The sequence below is a fragment of the Roseicyclus salinarum genome (genome assembly GCF_029624655.1).
GTDB classification, from domain to species: domain Bacteria; phylum Pseudomonadota; class Alphaproteobacteria; order Rhodobacterales; family Rhodobacteraceae; genus Roseibacterium; species Roseibacterium salinarum.
Genome location: NZ_JARRSA010000005.1, coordinates 108,589 through 132,086 on the forward strand (window position 1 = coordinate 108,589; position 23,498 = coordinate 132,086).

At 70.2% G+C, this 23,498-nt stretch carries 21 protein-coding genes; 9 read left to right on the forward strand and 12 right to left on the reverse strand.

Translation table 11 applies throughout. From position 1 onward, the window contains the following. The first annotated feature begins 25 nt into the window (after positions 1-25). Genes hydA through P6F26_RS04800 form a run of 4 tightly spaced genes read left to right on the forward strand, consistent with a single transcriptional unit; the run spans position 26 to position 3,412 of the window. Positions 26-1,441: a dihydropyrimidinase gene (hydA, locus tag P6F26_RS04785; protein ID WP_278027509.1), complete on the forward strand. Its 1,416-nt coding sequence runs from the start codon at positions 26-28 to the stop codon at positions 1,439-1,441. Then, positions 1,438-1,821 carry a VOC family protein gene (locus tag P6F26_RS04790; protein ID WP_278027510.1) on the forward strand — a complete coding sequence of 128 codons (384 nt, stop codon included), beginning with the start codon at positions 1,438-1,440 and terminating at the stop codon, positions 1,819-1,821. Before hydA ends, P6F26_RS04790 begins: the two co-directional genes overlap by 4 nt. Before the next feature lie 3 nt (positions 1,822-1,824). Then, positions 1,825-2,508, forward strand: a complete 684-nt coding sequence (locus tag P6F26_RS04795) for an aspartate/glutamate racemase family protein (protein ID WP_278027511.1) — start codon at positions 1,825-1,827, stop codon at positions 2,506-2,508. Continuing rightward, positions 2,498-3,412: a dihydrodipicolinate synthase family protein gene (locus P6F26_RS04800; protein WP_278027512.1), complete on the forward strand. Its 915-nt coding sequence runs from the start codon at positions 2,498-2,500 to the stop codon at positions 3,410-3,412. The genes P6F26_RS04795 and P6F26_RS04800 overlap by 11 nt, the downstream gene beginning before the upstream one ends. Positions 3,413-3,522: 110 nt before the next feature. On the opposite strand, the gene P6F26_RS04805 is transcribed toward P6F26_RS04800, so the two are convergent. From P6F26_RS04805 to P6F26_RS04830, 6 genes are all read right to left on the reverse strand, one after another. Then, positions 3,523-4,761: a CoA transferase gene (locus P6F26_RS04805; RefSeq protein ID WP_430736718.1), complete on the reverse strand. Its 1,239-nt coding sequence runs from the start codon at positions 4,759-4,761 to the stop codon at positions 3,523-3,525. Further along, positions 4,761-5,615 carry an HTD2 family dehydratase gene (locus P6F26_RS04810; RefSeq protein ID WP_278027513.1) on the reverse strand — a complete coding sequence of 285 codons (855 nt, stop codon included), beginning with the start codon at positions 5,613-5,615 and terminating at the stop codon, positions 4,761-4,763. Before P6F26_RS04810 ends, P6F26_RS04805 begins: the two co-directional genes overlap by 1 nt. A 20-nt stretch (positions 5,616-5,635) precedes the next feature. After that, positions 5,636-6,532 (reverse strand): succinate--CoA ligase subunit alpha, encoded by an 897-nt coding sequence (sucD, locus tag P6F26_RS04815; RefSeq protein ID WP_278027514.1) that lies wholly within the window; start codon positions 6,530-6,532, stop codon positions 5,636-5,638. Positions 6,533-6,544: 12 nt separating this feature from the next. Further along, the gene (locus tag P6F26_RS04820) at positions 6,545-7,720 is read right to left on the reverse strand and encodes a malate--CoA ligase subunit beta (RefSeq protein ID WP_278027515.1); all 1,176 of its coding nucleotides are present in this window, start codon (positions 7,718-7,720) and stop codon (positions 6,545-6,547) included. An 82-nt stretch (positions 7,721-7,802) separates the two neighbouring features. Continuing rightward, on the reverse strand, positions 7,803-8,744 hold the full coding sequence (locus tag P6F26_RS04825; RefSeq protein WP_278027516.1) for an HpcH/HpaI aldolase/citrate lyase family protein: 942 nt from the start codon (positions 8,742-8,744) through the stop codon (positions 7,803-7,805). Between the two features lie 31 nt (positions 8,745-8,775). Further along, a complete protein-coding gene (locus P6F26_RS04830; RefSeq protein ID WP_278027517.1) occupies positions 8,776-9,978 on the reverse strand; it encodes a pyridoxal-phosphate-dependent aminotransferase family protein in 1,203 nt (400 codons plus the stop codon). A 147-nt stretch (positions 9,979-10,125) separates the two neighbouring features. On the opposite strand from P6F26_RS04830, the gene P6F26_RS04835 reads away from it, so the two are divergent. The 4 genes from P6F26_RS04835 to P6F26_RS04850 all read left to right on the forward strand — a co-directional run bounded on the left by P6F26_RS04835 (position 10,126) and on the right by P6F26_RS04850 (position 14,517). After that, positions 10,126-11,532, forward strand: coding sequence for a helix-turn-helix domain-containing protein (locus tag P6F26_RS04835; protein WP_278027518.1), 1,407 nt, complete (start codon positions 10,126-10,128; stop codon positions 11,530-11,532). Between the two features lie 117 nt (positions 11,533-11,649). Beyond that, entirely contained in the window at positions 11,650-12,465 is an 816-nt protein-coding gene (locus tag P6F26_RS04840; protein WP_278027519.1) for a glycosyltransferase family 2 protein, read from the forward strand. After that, a complete protein-coding gene (locus P6F26_RS04845; protein WP_278027520.1) occupies positions 12,462-12,833 on the forward strand; it encodes a lipid-A-disaccharide synthase N-terminal domain-containing protein in 372 nt (123 codons plus the stop codon). The genes P6F26_RS04840 and P6F26_RS04845 overlap by 4 nt, the downstream gene beginning before the upstream one ends. 7 nt (positions 12,834-12,840) lie before the next feature. Further along, entirely contained in the window at positions 12,841-14,517 is a 1,677-nt protein-coding gene (locus P6F26_RS04850; RefSeq protein ID WP_278027521.1) for an ArnT family glycosyltransferase, read from the forward strand. 105 nt (positions 14,518-14,622) lie between these two features. Here P6F26_RS04850 and katG read toward each other — a convergent pair whose 3' ends face one another. Next, positions 14,623-16,788, reverse strand: coding sequence for a catalase/peroxidase HPI (gene katG, locus P6F26_RS04855; RefSeq protein WP_278027578.1), 2,166 nt, complete (start codon positions 16,786-16,788; stop codon positions 14,623-14,625). Between the two features lie 166 nt (positions 16,789-16,954). On the opposite strand from katG, the gene P6F26_RS04860 reads away from it, so the two are divergent. Continuing rightward, entirely contained in the window at positions 16,955-17,869 is a 915-nt protein-coding gene (locus tag P6F26_RS04860; RefSeq protein WP_278027522.1) for a hydrogen peroxide-inducible genes activator, read from the forward strand. 17 nt (positions 17,870-17,886) lie between these two features. Here the strand turns inward: P6F26_RS04860 and P6F26_RS04865 are convergent, their stop codons facing one another. Genes P6F26_RS04865 through P6F26_RS04885 form a run of 5 tightly spaced genes read right to left on the reverse strand, consistent with a single transcriptional unit; the run spans position 17,887 to position 23,496 of the window. Next, on the reverse strand, positions 17,887-18,717 hold the full coding sequence (locus P6F26_RS04865; protein ID WP_278027523.1) for a hypothetical protein: 831 nt from the start codon (positions 18,715-18,717) through the stop codon (positions 17,887-17,889). Further along, on the reverse strand, positions 18,714-19,109 hold the full coding sequence (locus P6F26_RS04870; protein ID WP_278027524.1) for a hypothetical protein: 396 nt from the start codon (positions 19,107-19,109) through the stop codon (positions 18,714-18,716). The genes P6F26_RS04865 and P6F26_RS04870 overlap by 4 nt, the downstream gene beginning before the upstream one ends. A 55-nt stretch (positions 19,110-19,164) precedes the next feature. Further along, positions 19,165-20,025, reverse strand: a complete 861-nt coding sequence (locus tag P6F26_RS04875) for a P-loop NTPase family protein (protein WP_278027525.1) — start codon at positions 20,023-20,025, stop codon at positions 19,165-19,167. Beyond that, complete coding sequence (locus tag P6F26_RS04880; RefSeq protein ID WP_278027526.1) at positions 20,015-22,144, reverse strand: dynamin family protein; 2,130 nt, start codon at positions 22,142-22,144, stop codon at positions 20,015-20,017. Before P6F26_RS04880 ends, P6F26_RS04875 begins: the two co-directional genes overlap by 11 nt. Next, a complete protein-coding gene (locus P6F26_RS04885; RefSeq protein ID WP_278027527.1) occupies positions 22,141-23,496 on the reverse strand; it encodes a hypothetical protein in 1,356 nt (451 codons plus the stop codon). Before P6F26_RS04885 ends, P6F26_RS04880 begins: the two co-directional genes overlap by 4 nt. Positions 23,497-23,498: the final 2 nt, after the last annotated feature.

Consider the following 23,498-nt stretch of genomic DNA (forward strand, 5'->3'; position numbering starts at 1 on the left):
GGGGCTGGCCCATGGTCGGCCCCGCATGGTCTGGGATCTTGTCATAAGGGGCGGCCGCGTCGTCACGCCGGACACGGTGACGACGACCGACATCGCCGTGTCCGAAGGCCGGATCGCGGCGGTCGGGCGGGGCCTCGAGGCTGCAAGGACGATCGACGCGGACGGCCTGATCGTCACGCCCGGCGGCGTCGATCCGCACTGCCACATCGAACAGATGTCGGGCATGGGCCTGATGAACGCCGACACCTTCGAGACGGCGACGCGATCGGCCGCGATGGGCGGCACCACCAGCCTGATCTCCTTCGCCGCGCAATCCAAGGGCCAGCGTCTGTCGGAGGCCGCGGCCGACTATGCCGCGCGGGCCGCGCGCGGCGCGGCGGTCGATCACGCCTTCCACCTGATCCTCGCCGACCCCGGTGCGCCGGACTTCGAGGCGGATCTCGAAACGCTGATCGCGGCGGGCCACCGCTCGCTCAAGGTCTTCACGACCTACAACATCGGCCTCGACGACGCGGGGATCCTCCGCGCTCTCAAGATCGCCGGGCGCGCCGGCGCGCTCACCTGCATCCACGCCGAGAACGACGCGATCATCGCCGAGGCCCGCGCGCGCCTGCTGGCGGAGGGCCGCACCCGCCCCCTCGACCACGCGGCCTCGCGCCCGCGCGCCGCCGAGATCGAGGCCGTCGCCCGCATGTGCAGGCTCGCCGAAGCAGTCCGCGCGCCCGTGATGATCTTCCACGTCTCGACCGCCGAGGCCGCCGCCGAGATCCGCGCCGCCCGCGCCCGCGGCGCGCCGGTCTGGGCCGAGACCTGCCCCCATTACCTGTTCCAGACCGAGGAGGTCCTCGACCGTCCCGGCCTCGAGGGCGCCAAGTGGATGTGTTCGCCGCCGCAGCGCCTGGTGGCCGACCAGGAGGCCCTGTGGCAGGCTCTCGCGCTCGGCGATCTGCAGGTTGTGTCCTCCGATCACGCGCCCTACCGCCATGACGGGACGGGCAAGCTGTCGGCCGGACCCGACGCCGCCTTTCCCGCCATCGCCAACGGAATGCCTGGCCTCGAGGTCCGCCTTCCGCTGATGTTCGACGCCATGGTCAGCCGGGGCCGCCTCGGCCTCTCGCGCTTCGCGGAACTCACCTCTGCCGCGCCCGCCCGCCTCTACGGCCTCGCCACGAAGGGGCGCATCGCGCCGGGAATGGACGCCGACCTCGTCCTGTGGGACCCCGCGCGCGAGCACACCTACGGCGAGGACGACCTGCACGACAACGTGGGCTACAACCCCTGGGCCGGAACCACGGTCCGCGGCTGGCCGCAGCGGGTGATCCTGCGCGGTGAAACCGTCGTCGAGGAAGGATCCTACCTCGGCACGCCCGGAACCGGCCGCTGGCTTCCCCGCGCCAGCGTCGGCACCATCCCCGCAGACCTCACCGGGAGACCCCAATGACCCGTCCGGACGGCCCCAACGAGCTTGCCATCACCTTTCTCTACTACCGCGACCTGCCCGCCGCCGAGGCCTTCTACCGCGACGTCATGGGCTTCCCCCTCGCCATCGACCAGGGCGGCCTCGCCAAGATCATGAAGATCCGCGAAGGCGCTTACGTGGGTCTCGTGGACGAGGCGCATGGAATGCACAAATGGGCCGAGACGCGGCCCGTACAGCTCTGCATCCGCGTTCCGGACGTCGATGCATGGTATGCCTACGCGAGGGAACAGGGCCTCGCGAACCTCTCGCGGCTCTTCGTCAACGACACGATCGGCATCCGCGCCTTCGTCTTCGAGGACCCCGAGGGCTACCAGCTCGAGATCCAGCAGGCGACGCGCTGATCCATGGGCACCCTCTACGTCATCAATCCCAATTCGTCGCGGACGGTCACCGAGGGGATCGATGCGGCCATCGCCCCGCTGCGCGCACTCGGCACCGAAATCGAGTGCCTGACGCTCGCCGAAGGCCCGCCCGGCATCGAAAGCCAGGCCCAGGCCGACGCGGTGGTGCCGCCCCTCCTCGCGCTGGCCGAACGGCTCGAGCCCGCGGCGGCGGGCTTCGTCATCGCGTGTTTCGGCGATCCCGGCCTTCATGCCCTGCGCGACCGCACGGCGAAGCCCACGCTCGGCATACAGGAGTGTTCCGTCGTGACCGCCCTGACCCTCGGCCAGCGCTTCGGCGTCATCTCCATCCTGTCGGCCTCGATCCCGCGCCACATGCGCGCCTTCGGCGCGATGGGCGTGATGGACAGGCTCGCGGGTGACCGCGCCCTCGGCCTCGGCGTGGCCGAACTGGCCGACGCCACAACCACACGGTCGCGCATGGAAGCGGTCGGCGCGGATCTTCGCGACCGCGACGGCGCCGACGTGCTCGTGATGGGCTGCGCCGGGATGGCGCGCTATCGCGATCCGCTCGAGGCCGCCCTCGGCATTCCCGTGGTCGAACCCTGCCAGGCCGCCGTCGCCATGGCGCTCGGCCGCATCCCCCTCGGCCAGACCCACAGACCCGGAGACAGACATGCTCGATGAAACCGCCAGCGGCGTCTTCACCATCGCCGTGACCCCCTTCCTGCCCGACGGCGCGCTCGACGTCGAAAGCATCGACACCATGGTCGACTTCTACGAGGCGAAAGGGGCGACGGGCCTTACCATCCTCGGCATGATGGGCGAGGCAGGCAAGCTGTCGGCGGAGGAGTCCGTGACCGTGGTCGAACGGGTGATCGCGCGCGCCTCGGTGCCGGTGATCGTCGGCGTCTCCGCCCCCGGCCTCGCCGCTATCCGGGCGCTTGCTTTCACGGCGATGGACAACGGCGCGGCTGGCGTCATGGTCGCGCCGCCCGGAAGCCTGCGCACCGACGACCAGATCACCGGCTATTTCGCGAACGTGGCCGAGACCCTCGGCCAGATCCCCTGGGTGCTGCAGGACTTTCCCCTCGTCACCGGCGTTCAGATGTCGCCCGGCGTCTGCCTCAGGATCTTCAAGGACCACGACACCTGCGTGATGCTCAAGCACGAGGACTGGCCGGGCCTCGAGAAGATCTCGGCCCTGCGCCGCGCCGAACGATCCGGCGCGCGGCGCGTCTCGATCCTGTGCGGCAACGGCGGCCAGTTCCTGCTCGAGGAGATGAAGCGCGGCGCCGACGGCGCGATGACGGGTTTCGCCTTCCCCGAGATGATGGCGGACGTCGTCCGCCTCATGAACGCTGGCGACGAGACGCGCGCCCGCGATCTCTTCGACGCCTACCTGCCGCTCGTGCGCTACGAGGCGCAGCCGGGCCTCGGCCTCGCCATCCGCAAGCACACCCTCGCGAAGCGCGGCGCCATCGCCCACCCCACGGTGCGCAAGCCCGGCCCCTCCCTCGGCGCCGAGACGATCGCCGAGGTCGAAACCCTGGTTGCACGCCAGGAGGCGAAGCTGGCCGCGCTCGCCTGAGGGCCTCCTTCATCCTTGCGGAAAACTCCGGGGGTCGAGGGGGCAGAGCCCCCCGAGGCGCGGCCGAGCGGGTCCCGGCGCAGCCGGGGGCCCGAGGCCGCGCCTGCCCCTCACGACGCCATGCGCCGCTCGGGCGGCATGGCCCGGCGCACGATGCCGGCGTCGAACAGCGATGCGATCTCGCCGTCGGTAAGCCGCGCCACGTCCCCGAGGATCGCCTCGGTATGCTCCCCCAGAAGCGGCGCGCGCACGGCCGCCTCGCGCGGGTCGCCCGAAAAGACCATCGGAGCGCCGGGCACCCGGTAGGTCCCGATCCCCGGCTGCTCCACGCGCGAGAACATCGGGTTGGCCGGCGACAGGTCCGGGTCCTCGGCGACGGCGCGTCCGAAATCGCGGAACATCGACCACGTGACGCCCGCCGCGTCGAGCGCGCGCCCGAAGGCGTTCACCCGGCGCGCCGCGAACCAGGGCCGCAGCACCTCGGTGATCGCCGCGCGGTGGCGCCAGCGCGCGCCCTCGTCCGACAGGCTTTCGCCCACCCGCCCCTCCAGCGCGGCCATGGCCTCGCTCGTGCCGGTGACCTCGACCAGGCCGCGCCACTGCCGGTCCGTCAGCCCGATCACCATCACCCGCTCGCCGTCAGCGCAGACGAAGTCCTGCCCGTAGGCGCCATAAAGCGCGTTTCCCGACTTCTCGCGGACCGTCCCGTTCACCTCGACCTCGCCGATGATGCCGAGGTGCCCAAGCATCGCCGCCGCCACGTCCTTCAGGGCGATCTCCACGGCCGAGCCCCGCCCGTGGCGCAGGCGCTTGCGTTCGGCCGCCAGCAGCGCCGTGACCACGAGGTTTCCCGCGATGCAGTCCCACGCGGGCAGAACATGGGCGACCGGATCCGCCGAGCCCGCGGGCCCCGTCGCGTCCGGAAAACCCAGCGCGGGGTTCACGGTGTAGTCCACCGCCGGCCGGCCATGCCGGTCGCCCGACAGGGTGACCGTGCACAGGTCCGGGCGGCGGGCGGAAAGCGTCTCGTGATCCATCCATCCGCGCACGCGCAGGTTGGTGATGAACAGCCCCGCATCCTCGCCCGGCGCGGTGATGATCTCCGAAATGATCTCGCGGCCGCGCGGATGTCTCATGTCGATGGCGATCGACCGCTTGCCCTTGTTCAGGCCCGCCCAGAAAAGGCTCCGACCGTCCTTCGTGACCGGCCAGCGCCCGGCGTCGAGACCGCCCTCGAGCCGGTCGAAGCGGATCACGTCGGCCCCCATCTGCGCCAGCGTCATGCCCGCCAGCGGGACCGCCACGAAGGCCGAACCCTCCACGACCCTCATGCCCGAGAGAATGCCCATCAGGCCCACTCCGCCGTTGCCGTCATCCCCAGGTAGCCCTCCGGCGCGGCGGTGCCGAGGTCCATCGAAAGCCCGTCCGCCGCGCGGCGTCCCTGCAGGCGCAGGCCATGGTCGTGGAACATCGGATGCACGCCGCGGAAGCGGAAGCGCCGGGGCGGCGCGCCCGCGTGGCGCGTCGCGGCCTCCATCAGCATGATCGCCTGCATCGGCCCGTGCGTGACGAGGGCGGGGTATTTCTCGACACCCTGCGTGTAGGGCAGGTCGTAGTGGATGCGGTGCGCGTTGTAGGTCGCGGCCGAGAACCGGAAAAGCCGCGCCTCGTTGATCGCAACCGCCTCTTCGAAATCGGGTGCTGGCAGGTCGGGCATGCGTGCGGGGGCCGTGTAGCGGTCGGGGATGTGCAGGTAGACGATGTCCTGTTCCTCCTCGACGAAGGCGCCGGTCTCGCCCTCGATCCGATGCGCGACGGTCACGAAGACCATCTCGCCCGCGCCCCCAGTCTTCGGCGTCACCGCCCGGATCTCGGAGGTCCGCCGCAAGCCCTCGCCGATGCGCAGCCGGCCCTCGAACGACACCCGGCCCGCCGCCCACATCCGCCGCCCGAACCCGAGCGGCGGCAGGAAGCGGCCAAGCCTCGGGTGCCCGTCCTCGCCAAGCTCCGACAGGGGCACGAATTCGGGGAACGCGGCCCAGTGCCAGAGCTGCGGAAGACACGCGCCCGCGCCCGTATCGCGCTCGGCCGCGAGAGGGTGCGAGACGGCGGCGCCCAGCATTCCCGCAAGCTGCGGGGTCAGGCAGCCCGTGGCCACCTCGGTGCGGCCGATCCAGTCGGCGGCACGCGTCGTGTCGATCATTCTGAAATGCTCCGCCCGGCTCATGCCGCTTGCCTCGTGGCGAGGATCCGCGCCACCGTATCGCCCATCGATGACGGGTTCGGCGTAACCGCGATTCCCGCCTCCTGCAGGATCGCGACCTTTTCCTGCGCGCTTTCTCCGAAGGCCGAGATGATGGCCCCCGCGTGCCCCATCCTGCGCCCCTTCGGTGCGGACAGGCCGGCGACGTAGGCGGCCACGGGCTTGGTCATGCGGTCGCGCACATGGGCCGCGGCCTCGGCCTCCTGCGGGCCGCCGATCTCGCCGATCATGATGACGGCGTCGGTGTCGGGGTCGTTTTCGAACAGCTCGAGGATGTCGCGGAAGGACGAGCCGTTGATCGGGTCGCCGCCGATGCCCACCGACGAGGAAACGCCGATCCCCAGCGCCTGCATCTGCGACGCCGCCTCGTAGCCCAGCGTGCCCGAACGGCTTACGATTCCGACGCGGCCCGGCGTGTAGATGTGCGGCGGCATGATCCCCATGAAACCCCTTCCGGGGCTGATGATGCCCGCGCAGTTCGGTCCGATCAGGCGCATCTTCCGTTGTTTCGGGTAGCGGCGCAGGAAGCGTTTGACCTTCATCATGTCCTGCGCGGGCAGGCCGTCGGTCACGCACACGGCCAGCCTGATGCCCGCCTCGGCGGCTTCCATCATCGCGTCGGCGGCCATCGGCGGCGGCACGAACAGAAGCGAGGCGTCCGCGCCCGTGGCCTCCACCGCTTCGCGCACCGTGTCGAAGACCGGGCGCCCAAGGACGAAGCTTCCGCCGCGCCCCGGCGTGACGCCGCCCACGACGCGGGTGCCCGCCTCGATCATCTCCTGCGCGTGGAAGCGTCCGATGCGGCCGGTCATGCCCTGGACGATGACGCGGGTCTCTTCGGTGATCAGGATGGCCATGGAACGGGCTCCTTATTCGGCGGCGACGGGCCGCGAACGGGCGCGCACGGCGGCCTCCGCGGCTTCGGCAAGCGTGTCGGCGGAGATGAGCGGGAGGCCCGAGGCGCGGATGATCTCGCGACCCTCCTCCACGTTGGTGCCCGACAGGCGGACGACAACGGGCACGCCGGGGCCGACCTCGCGGAAGGCCTGCACGACGCCCCTCGCGATCCAGTCGCACCTGTTGATGCCCGCGAAGATGTTCACGAGGATCACTGACACCTCGGGGTCGCCAAGCACGGTGCGGAAGGCGGTCACCACGCGCTCGGGGCTTGCACCGCCGCCGATGTCGAGGAAGTTTGCGGGCTCTCCGCCGGCAAGGTGGATCATGTCCATCGTCGCCATGGCGAGGCCCGCGCCGTTGATGATGCAGCCGATGTCGCCGTCGAGGCCGACATAGGCGAGGCCGTTGTCGGCGGCCATCGCCTCGCGCGGGTCCTCCTGCCCGGGGTCGCGGCAGGCCGCGACCTGCGGGCGGCGGAACAGTGCGTTGGTGTCGAAGGACATCTTCGCGTCGAGCGCGACGAGGTCGCCCGCCCCCGTCACGGCGAGCGGGTTGATTTCCACCATCATCGCGTCGAGGTCGCGATAGGCGCGGTAGCAGGCCCTGAGCGTCGTCGTCATCCGGCCGATCTGTGCGCCCGTCAGCCCGAGCCGCAAGGCAAGGTCGCGCACCTCGAAGTCCAGGAGGCCCGCGGCAGGGTCAATCACCATGCGCAGCAGGCTGTCGGGATCCTCGCGTGCGAGATCCTCGATCTCCATGCCGCCTCTGGGCGAGGCCACGATCATGATGCGCTCGGATTTCCGGTCGAGGACGAAGCCGAGGTAAGTCTCCCGCGCGATGTCCGTGGCCTCCTCGACCCAGAGGCGCTCGACGAGCTTGCCCGCGGCCCCGGTCTGCCCGGTGACGAGGGTCCGGCCAAGAAGCCGCGCCGCGGTCTCGCGGACCTCGGCTTCGGTGCGGCAGAGCTTCACGCCGCCCGCCTCGCCGCGGCCGCCGGAATGGATCTGCGCCTTGACCACGCAGGGCAGGCCCAGCTCGCGCGCGCGGCTGGCCGCCTGTTCGGGCGAGAAGGCCAGGCCGCCCTTCGGAACCGGCACGCCGAAGCCCGCGAGGATTTCCTTGGCCTGATGTTCGTGGATGTCCATGTCGGGCTCCTCCTTCCCGGTGGCCGGCGTCGCGCCGGTCGCAGTCTTCGCCCGGGCCCTCCCCGGCCGGGACGCCGGTGCTTCAGGCCCGCGCCGCTATGGCGCCGGCCATGTCGATCACGTTGCGCGCCATCTTCTCCGAGGCCGCGTCGATCATCCTGCCGTCGAGACTGGCCGCGCCCCGTCCGTCGGCCTCGGCCTTCCTCAACTCCTCGATGATGCGCTCGGCGCGCGACACCTCGGCCTCGGGAGGGCTGAACACCGCGTTGGCCAGCGCGATCTGGCTGGGATGGATCGCCCATTTGCCCTCGCATCCGAGGGCGGCGGCGCGGCGCGCGGCGGCCTTGTAGCCTTCGGGGTCCGAAAAGTCGCCGAAGGGCCCGTCCACGGCGCGCAGGCCGTAGGCGCGGCAGGCGATGACCAAGCGCGTGATCGCGGCGTGCCACTGATCGCCCGGATAGTCCGGGTTGAGGCCGCCGATGTTGACCGTGCGCGCCCGCATCGAGGCCGCGTAGTCCGCCACGCCGAAATGCAGGCACTCCAGCCTGCCGCCGAACCGCGCGATCGCCTCGACGTTGGCCATGCCCAGCGCCGTCTCGATCAGCGCCTCGATGCCCACGCGGGTCCGCACGCCGGTGCCGTGTTCGATCTGGTTGACGAGGGCCTCGACCATGTAGAGATCTGCGGGCACGCCGACCTTCGGCACGAGCAGCGTATGCACCCGGTCGCCCGCCTGCTCCATGATGTCGACCACGTCGCGGTACATGTAATGCGTGTCGAGCCCGTTGATCCGGACGGACACGGTCTTGCCCTTCGCGGCCCAGTCGATGTCGTTCAAGGCCTGCACCGCGTTCCTGCGGGCCTGCTCCTTCTCGGGCGGGGCGACGGCGTCCTCGAGGTCGAGGAACACGACGTCTGCGGCGCTGTCGGCGGCCTTGTCGATCATGGCGGGGTTCAAGGCGGGAACGGCCAGTTCGGAACGATGGAGCCGCTGCCGCCGAAGCGGGTGAAGCGTGTGGGACATTGCGCGGGATCTCCTCGTGATGTGCGGGAGGTTATTCGGCGGCGACCCGCAGCGCGGGGTTCGCCACGGCGGAGCCGGTGAAATGCCGTTGGGCGGCCGCGACGCCCGCGCCGAACTGGATCCGGGCGCCCGCCCGCACCAGAGCCATCTCGGCGACGGAGAGCGCGGTCAGCGCCATCCCCTCGTTGAAGTCGCCGATGTGCCCGATGCGGAACACGCGGCCCTGAAGCCGCGCCAGCCCCGAACCGAAGCTCGTGTTCATCTCCTCGTAGGCGATGCGCAGGACGTCGCGGGCATCGACCTGCGCCGGCGTGCGGATCGCCGACACGGTGTCGGACCAGAGCGAGGGATGCTCGGCCACAAGGTCCAGCCCCCAGGCATGGACGCCGCGGCGGATGCCTTCGGCCAGCCGCGCGTGACGGGCCACGACCTCGTCCAGCCCCTCGCGGAAGATCCTGTCGAGCGCGGCCCGCAGTCCGCGCAGAAGCGGCGTGGGCGGCGTGTAGGGGAAGTAGCCGTCGGCGTTCATCTTCGCCATGTCCGCGAACTCGAAATAGGCGCGGCGCATGGTCGAGGCCTTCGCGGCCTCCAGCGCCTTCGGGCTTACGCCGAGAATGCCAAGGCCCGCGGGGCACATCAGGCCCTTCTGGCTGCCGGTGACCGCCAGATCGACGCCCCACTCGTCCATGCGGAAGTCGATCGAGGCGATGGAACTGACGCCGTCCACGAACAGGAGCGCGTCGTGGAAACATGCGTCGAGCGCGCGGCGCACGGCGGCGATGTCCGAGGTCACGCCGGTCGCGGTCTCGTTGTGGGTGACGAAGACGGCCTTGATCTCGTCGGCCTTGTCCGCGCCGAGGCGACGCTCGAACTCGGCCACGGGCACGCCCGCGCCCCAGGCCACGTCGATCACCTCGACGTCGAGGCCGAGACGCTCGGCCATCTCGACCCAGAGCGTCGAGAACTGGCCGAAACGGGCCATCAGGACCTTGTCGCCGGGGTTGAGCGTGTTGGTGATCGCGGCCTCCCACGCGGCGGTGCCCGAGCCGGGAAAGATGAAGACCTCGCCCGCGCGGGTGCGCATCACGCGCTTGAGGTCAGCAAAGAGGCCCAGCGCCAGCTCGCCGAAATCGGGCGCGCGCATATCCTCCAGGGGCACGTTCATGGCGCGCCGCACTTCGTCGGGGACGTTCGTCGGGCCTGGAATGAACAGGTGCGTATGGCCGGTCTTCATGGTCGCGTCTCCCTTCCTCGTCTCGGGGTCGCCCCAACCATGCGCAGGCGCGCCGGATTCGAGAAACGCTTCCGGGTCCTGCTGTGAATGCGAGAATTTACATGCTATAGAATCCGTGAATTTGTAAATTTTTCTGGATACAACCGTATGCTGAAAACGTTCATCGGACCCCGGCTGCGCCGCCTCAGGCTGGAACAGGGACAGACGCAGGCGCAGATGGGTCGCGCGCTCGGCATCTCCACCTCCTACGTCAACCTGCTCGAGAAGAACGAGCGCAGCGTCTCGGTGCCGGTGCTCCTGAAGCTGTTCGAGGTCTACGGCGTCGACTGGCGCGACATCGCCGAGGACGACGACACCGCGGTGCTCGCCGACCTGCGCGCGGCGCTTCAGGACGACCTTTTCGACGGCCATCGCCCCGACCTGCCACAGCTCCGCGCGGCCCAGATCCACAGCCCCGACCTCGTGGCCGCTTTCCTCAAGCTGCAGCGGGCGTGGCTGGCGGCGACGGACCAGCTGATGACGCTGGCTTCCAGCGGCGAGGGCGACGGCACCTTCCTGACCACCTCGCCCGAGGCGGCGGTGCACAACTTCTTCCGCCGCCACCACAACCATTTCGACGTGCTGGAGGCGGCGGCCGAGGCCTTCTGGGAGGGCCGCAGCGTCGCCCCCGACGACGTCTACGCCGAGGCCAAGGGGGTGCTTCGCGACCGGCTCGGCCTGCGCGTCAGGCTGGCTCAGGTGGACGAGATGGCCGGCACGCTGCGCGAGTACGACGAAGCGCGGCGCGAAGTGCTGCTTTCAGAGGCGCTCGATCATCCCAACCGCGTGTTCCAGCTGGTCCACGTCGCGGGCCTCGTGGAGCTGAGCGGCCTTCTCGACGAGCTTCTGGCGCAGTCGGGGATCACCGACGCACACGGCCTCGCCCGCTGCCGGGTGGAGCTTGCCAACTACTTCGCGGCTGCCGTGCTGATGCCCTACGGCCCCTACCTCGCCGAGGCGCTGGCCTCGAGATACGATTTCGACCACCTCGCCACCCGCTTCGGGGTCAGCTTCGAACAGGCCTGCCACCGCGCGACGACGCTGCAGCGCTCGGGCGCGCAGGGGGTGCCGTTCTTCTTCCTGCGCATCGACAAGGCCGGAAACGTCACCAAGCGTTTCAATGCGACCGACTTCCACCTCGCCGAATATGGCGGCGCCTGCCCGCGGCTGGACGTGCACACCTCGTTCCGGATGCCGGGGCGCATCGTGCCGCAATTCGTGGAAATGCCCGATGCCAGCCAGTTCTTCGTCTTTGCGCGCACGGTGGACCGCCCCAGCGTCACGCGCCACGCGCAGGACGTGCGGCTGGCGGTCGCCATGGGCTGTTCGGTCGAGCAGATCGGCCGCATCGCCTACGCGGGCGATCTCGGCGCGAGCCCCGCCCACCCCACGCCCATCGGCATCAACTGCCGCATCTGCCCGCGCGCCAACTGCGAGCAGCGCGCGCACAACGCGCTGGTGCTGTCGGAACCTCTGGACGAACGCCGCAGGGGCGCAACACGCTACGCGAGTTGACGCCCGCGGACGTCACGTCGCGGGGAAACGGCTTTTCTCGCCGGTCCTTTCGGCATACACCCCCGCCAAACCGAGACACCAGGGCCGGCGACGCCGGCCGTGCAGGCGATGGCGGCGATGACCAGCGGACAGACCGAACAGCGAGATGACGCGGCCCCGTCCGAGGCCGCCCCGCGTTTCGCGATCGTGATCCCCATGCTGAACGAGGGCGAGACGGCCGCCGAGCTTCTCGAGGCCTGCCGCAGCGCCGCCGCGCCGCTGGGGCCGTTCGAGATCTGCGTGACCGACGACGGTTCGACCGACAACACCGCCGCGGCGTTGCGCGGCTTCGCGGCCGCCCACCCCGACCTGCCGATGACGATCGTCACCCATGCCCGCCCCGCGGGACAGTCCGCCGCGGTTCACGACGCCGTCCGCGCGGCGCGCGCGCCGCTCGTCTGCACGCTGGACGGCGACGGCCAGAACCCTCCCGAGGACGTGCCGAACGTGCTTGCGCCGCTTCTGGCGCCCGGCAGCTCGGGGCGGCTGGGCCTCGTGGCGGGCCAGCGCAAGCGGCGCAACGACCCCGCCGCCAAGCGCATCGCCTCGCGCGCGGCCAACAAGCTTCGCGGCTGGATGCTGAACGACGGCACCCGCGACACCGGATGCGGGCTCAAGGCGTTCCGGCGCGACGCCTATCTCGCGCTTCCCTACTTCAACCACATGCACCGGTTCCTGCCCGCGCTGTTCCAGCGCGACGGCTGGGAGGTGGCCCATGTGGACGTCTCGCACCGCCCGCGCACGGCGGGCCAATCGAAATACACCAATCTCGGCCGGGCCATCGTGGGCTTCAGCGACCTTCTGGGGGTCGCCTGGCTGATCCGCCGGCGGCGCGCGCTCGGCCCCGGCGACATCACGATCGACGCCAGCGGCGGCGCGGAAAGGCAGCCATGACCGAAGCAATCTTCGCCTTCCTCCGGATCGAGAGCTGGGTCGAGTTCTGGTGGGTCGTCCTCGGGCTGACCGCGCAAGTGGCCTTCTCGATGCGCTTCATCATCCAGTGGATCGCCTCGGAACGCGCGGGCCGCTCCTATGTGCCGGTGGCGTTCTGGTATCTCTCCATCCTGGGCGGCGGAATGCTTCTGTCCTATGCGATCTACCGCGAGGACGTGGTCTTCATCCTCGGACAGTCGATGGGCCTGATCGTCTACACGCGCAATCTCGTGCTGATCCGCAAGTCCAGACATGCCGACCGCCTCGCCGCCGAGGCGGAGGCCGCGGAAGCCGACGCCGTGCACCGTCCGGGCCCCGCCGCGGAATAGCCGCCCCATGACCGAGGCCCCCTCCGCGTCCGGCCCCAAGCGGCGGAGCCTGGCCTCGCGCCTCGCGCCGCTCTGGGTCCTCGTGCTGGCGCTGGTCAGCTTCTCCGTCGGCCTGTCCGAGCTTCCTGTGCAGGACCGCGACGAGGCGCGTTACGCGCAGGCAAGCCGCCAGATGGCCGAGACGGGCGACTGGGTCGACATCCGCTTTCAGGATGCCGCCCGCCATGTGAAGCCAGTGGGCGTCTACTGGATGCAGGCGGCGGTGCTGGAGCTGACCGGCACGACGGGCACCGACCGGATCTGGGTGCACCGCCTGCCCTCCTACCTCATGGGCGCGCTGACAGCGCTTGCCCTGGTCTGGGCCGGAACGCCGCTCGTGGGGCGGCGCGCGGCCGTTCTGGCGGGCGTGATGCTGGCCACGGTCTACATGCTGTCGGCCGAGGCGCGCACGGCCAAGACGGACGCGACCCTGCTGCTGGCGATCGTGCTGGCGATGGGCGTGATGGCGCGCGCGTGGCTCGGACAGGTGAAGGGGCCGGGCGTTCCGGCGATCTTCTGGTCCGCACTCGCCGCGGGGCTTCTGGTGAAGGGGCCGGTCATCCTGCTGCCCGTCCTCACCGCCGCGGCGTGGGTTTCGATCAAGGCGCGGGGCGTGGGCTGGGCGGCGCGTCTGCGGCCCCTGCCCGGCCTCGCGTGGATGCTCTTGCTGACGCTGCCTTGGTTCGTTGCCATCATGCTGCGAACGGACGGCGCGTTCCTTACCGCCTCGATCGGCGGCGACATGGCCGAGAAGCTCGCCGCCACGGGCGAGCACAGCGGGATGCCCCCCGGCCTCTACCTCGCCTTCGTCTGGGTGACGTTCTGGCCCTGGACGCTCCTGCTTCCGCTTGCCGTCGTGACGGGCTGGCGCCTGCGCCGCAGCGACGAGGGGGCGTTCCTTCTGGGCTGGATCGTGCCCACGTGGATCGTGTTCGAGGCGGTGTGGACCAAGCTCATCCACTACACCCTTCCGGTCTATCCCGCGCTTCTGCTGCTGGCCGCCATCCCGCTGGCCGCGATGCTCGACGGAACGGCGCGGTTCCGCGGCTGGGCGGCGCATGTCGGCGCGGCGGGCTTCGCGCTGGGGACGGTCGCCTTCGCCGTCGTCGCCATCGGCGCGCCGATCGCCTTCGGCGACGGCCTTGCCGTCTGGCCGACGCTCGGCGGCGTCGCGCTGGCGGCGCTGGCGCTATACGGAACGGTGGCCTTCTACCGCGACGAGGCAGCGCGCGGCACTGCGGCGCTGGCCCTGGCGGGGATCGTCATGGCGTGGACCCTGACCGCCGCGAGCCTTCCCGCCGCGCGGGAATTCTGGGTGACGCCGCGCCTCGCGCAGGCGATGGAGCGGCTCTCGTGCCTGAGCCCGCCGCCCGCCATCGCAGGGTTCAGCGAACCGAGCCTCGTGTTCCGCTTCGGCACCGACACCCTGCTCACGACCGGCGCGGGCGCGCTGGCTTGGCTTGCCGAAGCGCCCGGCCGCGCGGCCTGGATCGCGCCCGGCGAGCTGCCCGAGGGCATGAGCGCGCCGGAGGGCGTGCCGGACCTGACCGAGATCAGCGGCACCAACTACACCAATGGCCGGTCCCTGACCCTGCGCCTTTTCGTGTCGCCGGGCGTCCCGGCCGCGGACACGCCCTGCGGCTGACGCCTCCCCCAATGAGGAACGGCCCGAGGTCACCCCCGCGCCGTCCGTCTTGCGGGTCCGGCCACCGCCGTGGAGCGGTCGGCCGGACGTCGTTTTGCATGACGCTCAGAACAGGTCGTTCTCCATGACCTTCGTCCAGGCCGACACGAAGTCCTTCACGAACTTCTCCGGCGCGTCGTCCTGGGCGTAGACCTCGGCGTAGGCACGCAGGATGGAGTTCGAGCCGAACACCAGGTCCACGCGGGTCGCCGTCCACTTGGTCTCGCCGGTCTTGCGGTCGACGATCTCGTAGAGGTTCGACGCCTTCGGCAGCCACTTGTAGGACATGTCCGTGAGGTTCACGAAGAAGTCCGTCGTCAGCGCGCCCTCGCGGTCGGTGAAGACGCCGTGCCGCGCCTCGCCGTAGTTGGCGCCCATCGCCCGCATCCCGCCAAGGAGCACGGTCATCTCGGGCGCCGTCAGGCCCAGAAGCTGCGCCCGGTCGAGCATCAGTTCCTCCGCGGCGACGGCGTAGTCCTTCTTCATCCAGTTGCGGAACCCGTCCGAGATCGGCTCGAGCGGCTCGAAGCTTTCGGCGTCCGTCTGCTCCTGCGTGGCGTCGCCACGGCCCGGCGTGAAGGGCACCTCGACCGCGAAGCCCGCAGCCTTCGCCGCCTGTTCGACACCGACATTGCCGGCCAGCACGATCACGTCGGCGACCGACGCGCCGTGTTTCGCGGCGATGGGTTCCAGCGCCGCCAGCACCCTGGCGAGGCGTTCGGGCTCGTTGCCCTCCCACTCGCGCTGCGGCAGGAGGCGGATGCGCGCCCCGTTGGCGCCGCCGCGCAGGTCGGACTGGCGGTAGGTCCGCGCCGCGTCCCACGCCGTCGAGACCATGTCCGAGACCGAAAGCCCGGCCCCCGCGATGTCCGCCTTGACCGCCGCCACGTCGTAGTCGGTCGAGCCTTCGGGGATCGGGTCCTGCCAGATCAGGTCCTCGGCAGGTGCGTCCGGACCGATGTAACGGGTCCGGGGCCCGAGGTCGCGGTGCGTGAGCTTGAACCATGCGCGGCCGAACGTGTCCGCGAAGTAGTCGGGATCGGCCATGAACTTCTCGCAGATTTTGCGGTAGCTCGGGTCCATCTTCATCGCCATGTCGGCGTCGGTCATCATCGGCATCACGCGCTTGGAGGGATCGACCGGATCGACCGGCATGTCCTCTTCCCGGATGTCGATCGGCCGCCACTGGTTGGCGCCCGCGGGTGATTTCGTCAGCTCCCACTCGTAGCCGAACAGAAGGTCGAAATAGCCCATGTCCCACTGGGTCGGGTTGGTCGTCCACGCGCCCTCGAGGCCCGAGGTCACGGCCTTCGAGGCGTCGCCCTGCATGTGCGGGTTCATCCAGCCGAAGCCCTGGTTCTCGATTTCCGAGGCCTCGGGCTCGGCGCCGAGCGCGGCCGCGTCGCCGTTGCCGTGCGCCTTGCCGACGGTGTGGCCGCCAGCCGTGAGCGCCGCGGTCTCCTCGTCGTTCATCGCCATCCGCGCGAAGGTCTCGCGCACCTGCGCGGCCGTCTTGATCGGATCGGGCTGGCCGTTCACGCCCTCGGGGTTGACGTAGATCAGGCCCATGTGGACCGCCGCCAGCGGGTTCTCCAGCGTGGAGGGGTCGGCCAGATCCTCGTAGCGGTTCTCGGACGGGGCGAGCCATTCCGTCTCGGCGCCCCAGTAGGTGTCCTTTTCGGGGGCCCAGATATCCTCGCGGCCGAAGGAGAAGCCGTAGGTCTTCAGGCCCATCGATTCATACGCCATGTTGCCCGCAAGCAGGATGAGGTCGGCCCAGGACAGCTTGTTGCCGTACTTCTTCTTGACCGGCCACAGCAGGCGGCGGGCCTTGTCGAGGTTGCCGTTGTCGGGCCAGGAGTTCAGGGGCGCGAAGCGGATGTTGCCATGCCCGCCGCCGCCACGGCCATCGGCCAGACGGTAGGAGCCGGCCGAGTGCCATGCTAGGCGGATCATCAGGCCGCCATAGTGGCCGTAATCCGCGGGCCACCAGTCCTGGCTTTCGGTCATCAGCGCCTTCACGTCGGCCTTCACCGCCTCGAAGTCGAGCTTCTTGACCTCCTCGCGGTAGTCGAACGCTTCGCCCAGCGGGTTAACCTTGGTGTCGTGCTGGTGCAGGATGTCGAGGTTCAGCGTCTTCGGCCACCACTCCGTCACGCTGTGTCCGGTCTCGGTGATCGCGCCGTGCAGCACCGGGCATTTGCCGCCGCTCGGCCTGTCGTCTCCGTCCATCATCTCGTCTCTCCGATTTTCGCTGGCTGTGAACTTGCGTTCGCCGGGGCTAGACGCGGGCCGGATGGCCGCCGACACGTCGATTCCCCGCTTCCTGCTTGATGGTTACCATTCCCAACCAATCAGTAAAAGTTGATTTATCTAATTGTCATGATAAGTATTCCTTATGCTGAACGTCACCCTCAAACAGATGCGCTATTTCGATGCGCTCGCCCGCCAGGGGCACTTCGGGCGCGCGGCGGATGCCTGCGCCATAACGCAGCCCGCGCTGTCCATGCAGATCCGCGACATGGAACGCGAGCTGGGAACGCCCCTGTTCGAGCGCGGCTCGCGCACCGTGACGCTGACGGGTTTCGGCGAGGAGGTTCTTCACCGCGTGCGCGACGTGCTGCGGACGGTGAACGAGGTCGAGGACATGGCGCGGGCCGCCCGCGACAGGCTTGCCGGGCGCATCCGCATCGGCGTGATCCCGACCGTCGCCCCCTACCTGCTGCCGCGCATCGTGGGTGAGCTGACCGCGCGGCATCCCGGCCTCGACCTGCAGCTGCGCGAGACGGTGACGCCGCGCCTTCTGTCCGAACTGGCCGACGGCAACCTCGACACCGCGATCGTCGCCCTGCCTGTCTCGGAGACCGCGTTCGAGGAGGTTGCGCTGTTCACCGAGGCGTTCGTGCTGGTCCGCCCCGGCGCGGACGCCGACCGGCCCGTGCCCGGGCCTGCGCGCCTGCGCGAGATGCGGCTTCTCCTGCTGGAAGAGGGGCATTGCTTCCGCGACCAGGCGCTGTCGTTCTGCAACATGACGGCCTCGGCCCCGCGCGAGATGATGGACGGCTCGTCGCTGTCCACGCTGGTGCAGATGGTGGGCGCGGGCCTTGGCGTGACGCTGATCCCCGAGATGGCGGTCGGCGTCGAGACCCGATCGGCCGACGTGTCCATCGCGCGCTTCGACGCGCCGGGGCCGCAGCGGACGATTGGGATGATCTGGCGGCGCTCCACGCCGCTGGGCGAGCAGCTTCGCGATATCAGCGGGATCGTGAAGGACGCGGCGGCGAGGACGGCGGGCCCCTTGCCGGTCAGCTGAGCGGCGCGCGCCTGAGGTCAGCTTGCGGCGAGGAAGCCGTCCACCTCGGCCTCGGCGACCCTGCGCCACGCCGACAGCGTAGCGGCCGTGTCCGGCCCCGACACGAGCGCGAGAAGGAATTGCCCCCTCAGACCCGCAAGCAGGATGTGGCAGCCGTTCTGCTGCGGCGCGAACGTCACGGCGCCCTTCGTCTCCAGCTCGGGGGCAAGGGGGAAGCCATCCGCGAGGAAGACGTCGAGCATTTCAACGGCCCAGTCCGCCAGCGCCTCGGCCTCGTCCTTGGAGCCGGCGACGACATGCGCCTCGTCCACGTCGATCAGGACGGCGGACCGCACGTCGACCTTCGCGTGATCGACCATCGCCTCGAGCCAGGGCGTCACGCCCGGTTGCGGGCGCGGCGTGGCGGGAACGCCGGCCGCGCGCCTGAGCGAGGACAGCGACACGCCGCCCCCCGCGAGGTCGGCGTCGTCGGCCGCCTTGCAGGCGATGCGCACCGACCCGGCCCGGCGGCACATGGCGGTGAGAAGACCGGCGAGCGCCTCGGCATCGCCGGTCTTCAGCGGGCCCGGGGAGAGAGACGGGCCGCCATCGCGCGCAACGGCAGGCAGCTCCACGTCGCAGAGCGTCAGGATCTGGCGTTCCGCCACTTCGAGCACGACGCGCGCGCCGCCGTCGAAGAGAAGTTCGAAGCGCCTTGGAAGGACGCAATCCTCCAGCTGGCGCAGGATCACGGACATGCCCTGCGTCGCCGAGGCGAAGGCCCGCGTCGCGGTCAGCGACGCGCCTTCCGCGCCGGCGCGGTAGAGGATGTCGCGCACAACGTTGCGGTCGGTGTTCCGGTTGCTCATTTCGACACCACTTCGCGGAAGTCGATGACGTTGGTGGACAGGTCCGGCGCCGCCTCGGCCAGCGCGCCGCGCATCTCGTGCATGACGTGGGCGAGGTCGGTCTTGGGGCCGCAGACGGCCGCGAGCGCCTCGTTGTCGTCGCTGTGGGCGCGCATGAAGACCCGCGTCGCCGTCGGTGTCTGGAAAACGGCCTCGTTCGTCAGGTCGTGCGAGGCGAGCCGTGGCGCCGACAGGAAGGCCTTGGCGCAGGTGCAGATCGTGTCGAGGTTTTCCTGCGGGTAGATCAGCCGCGAATCGGACGCCAGAACCGTGCCGGACGTTATGTCCGCGTAGAGAATCAGCTCACAATCGGCGAGCCGTTTACGCAGATGTCGTAGGGTTTCCGGAGTCATCTTGGCAGCTGATCCATCAAGTCACCCGTCGAACGGTAAGAACGAACTGTGGCGTTCATAAGGCAGAGCCGCCGCTTCCGGTCGTGCGGCGCGGGCGCCGTCCGGCGGTGATCCTGCGCGGGATGATCGACGACTTCGGGCGCAGGCCCGTGGGCGCGTGATCCTCCAGCCGCAGGACGGTCGCCGCCTCGCCCGCATTCTCGGACGGGGCCGCGTCGCCGGCCGCGTCGCCCTGCGCCGCCGCGCTCGCCTCCAGCAGGGCTGCGCGCACCGCCCGCATCCCCGAAGCCTCCGCGGTGTAGTCCTCGTCCTTGGCCGAGAGCAGGTCGACCGCAAGGACGTCTCGGAACAAGCCGCCCGTTTCGCGGCGCACGCGCTTCATCAGGCGCTCGCGGTCGCGCTCGGACAGGACCTTGTCGATGCGCGTCACCAGAAGGATGCTCCGCGCGCGCACGTCGGGATCGACGCCGTCCCAGATCGCGGCCTCCGTCTGGCGCCAGGCCTGTGTCGCGGGCGTGCACCAGATCACGGCGTCGGCCTGCGGCAGGAGCGTGTTCCAGATGTCGGCCGACATGTTGGGATCGGAACTGCCGGGCATGTCCAGCAGGTCGAAGCGCCGCAGGATCTCGGCCGGAAGCGGAACGCGGATGTATTCGGTGCCCGCGACCGGGACGGACGCGATCTCGTCGGGGTCGATCTCGGTCCGGCTGCCGTCAACGCCGACCACGATCGGGTCGGCGTCGCCTTCGCAATACCAGATCGGGGGCATCTGCGTCGCGGTCACGCGCACCGGCGAGGTGACGTGTCCCAGCAGGACGTTGACGAGGGTGCTTTTTCCCGAAGAGAACTCGCCGAGGACGGCGATCCTGGGTCTGCGGCGGGCGTCGTCGTCGGAGCGCATCGTGTCAGGCGTCATGGCGCTGGCGGTCCTTCTGCTCGTGTTGGCCCATCCCCGACAGGAGGTGCTGGGCGTGTGTCAGGCTCTTTTCCCGGGTCGCGGCATCCTTCGACATCCGGCCCCGCAGCTCTTCAAGCCGTTCCTCGGTCTGTCCCGCCATCGCCAGAAGCGACGTCCTCTGCGCCGCGAGGAAGCTGCGGAGTTCCTTGGCGGCGGCGGCCTTGAACACGTCTGCATGGTCGGTGCGCAGGGCCTCGATCATCGGCGCGATCTCGGCGTCGATCATCCCCGAGAACTCGTCGGCGAAGGCCTCGTAGCTGCGGCGGCGGCGCCACCAGCGGGTCCACCAGTTGCCCTTGATGTCGAGCGCGATGGTCTGGCCGAGCGTCACCGGCGGCGGCGCGTCGGGAACCGGAGGCGGCTCGAGCGCGAAGGCGTGGGCCGGCAGGTCGAATGTGCCCCGGAACAGTCCTTCGAGGGCGGTGGCCGCGTTCTGGTAGACCGAGCCGCTGACCTTGCCCGCCTTCGCGGTGAACACCTGGTAGCCCGAGCGCAGCAGCACCCGCAGGCCGGTGGGGTCGTAGGTCCAGACCTGCTGCTCGCCGCGCGCCTCGAGGTGGTTGATGAGCGAGCCGGTGGCGCGCTGCAGGAAGGTGCGGCGCGCGCCGTCGAGGCGGGCGTCCAGCGCCGCCAGAAGGTTGTCGAGCTCGCGGTCCAGCTCGGCCTCGGCATCGCGGGCGATGGCGTCGATCTCTTCGGCGAGGGCCTCCTTCGCGACGGTGCGGGTCTCGGCCCCGGTCACGCGTTCGGCCGCGAGGCTGCGCGAGGCCGCAAGGCCGCCCGCGATGTTGCGCGCGGCCCGTGCGAGGTGCTCGACCATGTCGCGCCCCTCGCCCTCGATGATCCGCTCGGAGATGGCGCGTCCCAGTGCGGGAAGGCCCGAGAGGGTCCAGATCGTCTCCTCGGCGCTTGCCTCCTTCAGGCCGCGCCGGACCTCGTGTTCGGCGAGGTTCAAAAGTGCCTCGGCGCTTCCCTTGCCCAGCTCGTGCAGCTCGCCCGCCAGCGCGTTGGTCGCCCAGAACGCGCTGCCGAACAGGATCTTGGCGTCGACCGGTCCGTTCTGCGCCTTCAGGGTGGCACGGATGCTTTCGCGGATCTCGGGGATCTCGCGGGCGGGGTCCGCCAGCTCGTCCACGCGGTTCACGAAGATAATGACGTCGCGCGACCGGATGTTGGCGATCATGCGGATCAGGGCCATGTCCACAGTCGACAGCGCCTGATGCGCCGACAGGACCACGACGCAGACCCGGCTCGAGCGGATGGCGTTCACGGTGATCTGCTCGCGAACGAGGAAGGTGTCGTTGACGCCGGGCGTGTCGCGCACGCAGAGCGGCCAGACCAGCCCGCGCTGGCTGAGATAGAGCTCGGCCGCCTTGGTGATGTCGGCGAAACGGCCCTGCCCGTGGTCGGGCTCGGTGCCGGGATCGACCTCGTCGCCGAGGCAGACGTAGCGCTCGACCAGTTCGGGATCGACGTAGCCGTAGTCGTGTTCCTGCCCCAGCAGCAGCTCGAAGCTGCGGCCCAGACGCTGGCGCGACTTCTCGCGCATCGCCTCGAGCTGGGCGCGCACCGTCTCCAGTTCGCTTTCGGCGCCCGCGCGCCGGGCGAGTTCCCCGATCCGGCCGCCGCGGCTGAGGAGGTTCTGCCATTCCTCGTCGCTGAAGAAGCGGAACTTGGCGTGTTGCGCGCTTTCGCGGATGCGCGGCGAGACGTGCAGCGAGGTGATCACCGAGGTCCACGGGTTGATGTCGGCCGGAAGCAGGTTCGGCCGCCCTACCATCGCGTTCACGAGAGAGGTCTTGCCCGCCTTGACCTGTCCGATCATCGTCACGCTGGGTTCGAAGGCCCGCAGCTGGCGGCGCAGGTCGCGGATCGCGGGCTCGGCCTCGGCGTCGCCCACCTTCAGAAGGTTCTCCAGGGCCTCGTCCACGATGCGAAGGTCGTGCACCAGGGGCGAAAGCCCGCGGTAGGCCGTGGCCATGAGCCGCTCGTTCGACGGCGGCGCGACGACCGCGGCGGCAAGGGTCCTGTCCTGTTTCATGTTCTTGTCCTCGATCTGGCTGGTCGCGATGTTCATGCAGCCATCGCCTGCTCGAAATCCGTTCTCAGTTGATACAGCACGCGCGCGGCGTCCTCGGCCTGGTCGGGGCCGGATTCCACCTGCAGAAGCACGACGGTGTCGCACGCGCGGTCGATCGCGTCGCGCAGGTGCGCGGCCAGCGGATCGTCGTCGGGCCATGCCGCGACGAGGTCGCGCAGCGCCTCGGCCGTCTCGCAGCAATGCGCGAGCACCTCGGCCGACCATTCCTCACCCTCCTCGCGCCATTCGAGGATCTCGGCCAGCGCGCGGGTCCGCCGCTTGAGATGGAGGATCGGGCCCGACACCAGCGCGCGCGCAGTGTCGAGGCTCGAGGGCGACCGCAGGGGCGTCTGGGCCTCGGCGGCGGCGGCCGGCGCCTCGGCGCGGGTCTCGGGCAGGGGATCGCGGCGCGGGGGCGGCGCGGGCTCGACGTCCCAGGCGGCGGGTTCCATGACGGGCCGCGACAGGGGCCGCGACAGGGGGCGTGATTGGGGGCTCGACAGGGGCCGCGACAGGGGCCGCGACACCGGGGGCATGGTGACGGGATCGCGCGCCTCGGGACCGGCTGCGTCCTCGGCGGGCGCGGCCTCGCCGGTCTTGCGGCGGAAGCGGTGCAGGAACAGCTCGGCCGCATCCACGTCCTCGCGCCGCGCGGCCGAGATGTCGGCGGCGAGGCGATGCGACAGCGCACCCAGCGGCGACGTCGCCTCGGAGGGTGCCGGGACATGGATGATCGCATCGAAGAGACCGCGCGCCCGCGCGGAGGCCGTGCCATGATCCTCGCGGCGGCCGGTGACGACGAGATAGCAATGGTTCTTCAGCCGGTCGGGCGCCGAGGACCAGATCGCGGCCTCGGCGTCCGAGAAGTCGTGGGCGCAGAAGATCGCGATCTCCGTCCGCTTGGCGGCCCATGACAGCGCGGGCGCCCAGGTGCCGGCGTCGGCGCCCAGTTCCACGGCGAGGAACGACATCGTCTCGAGCGCGGGGATCGGGGCCTCGATCTGCAGGAACAGGGGGCCGTAGCGCACGAGGTCGGGCGCGGGATAACCGTCCTGGCTGAGCGAGGATCCGTCCTCGAACGTCGCGCTGTGGCTGGGCTGGTCGCCGAGGTGGATCTCGATGGCCGGCCCGCCGGGGACGACCTGCGCGACGTCCTCGCCAAGAAGCGAGCGCAGGATGCCGGTCACGTCCGGCGCCGACTGCCCGAGGATGGCGACGCGCGCGGGACGGCGCAGCGCCTCGGCGAGGCCGGCGCAATTCGCCGCCTCCGCCTGCGTGAGGACGCCAGAGGCCCGCAGCGCATCGAGCCGCCGGAGGGTCGCGTTGGTGTCGAAGGGTGCATCGCGCATCG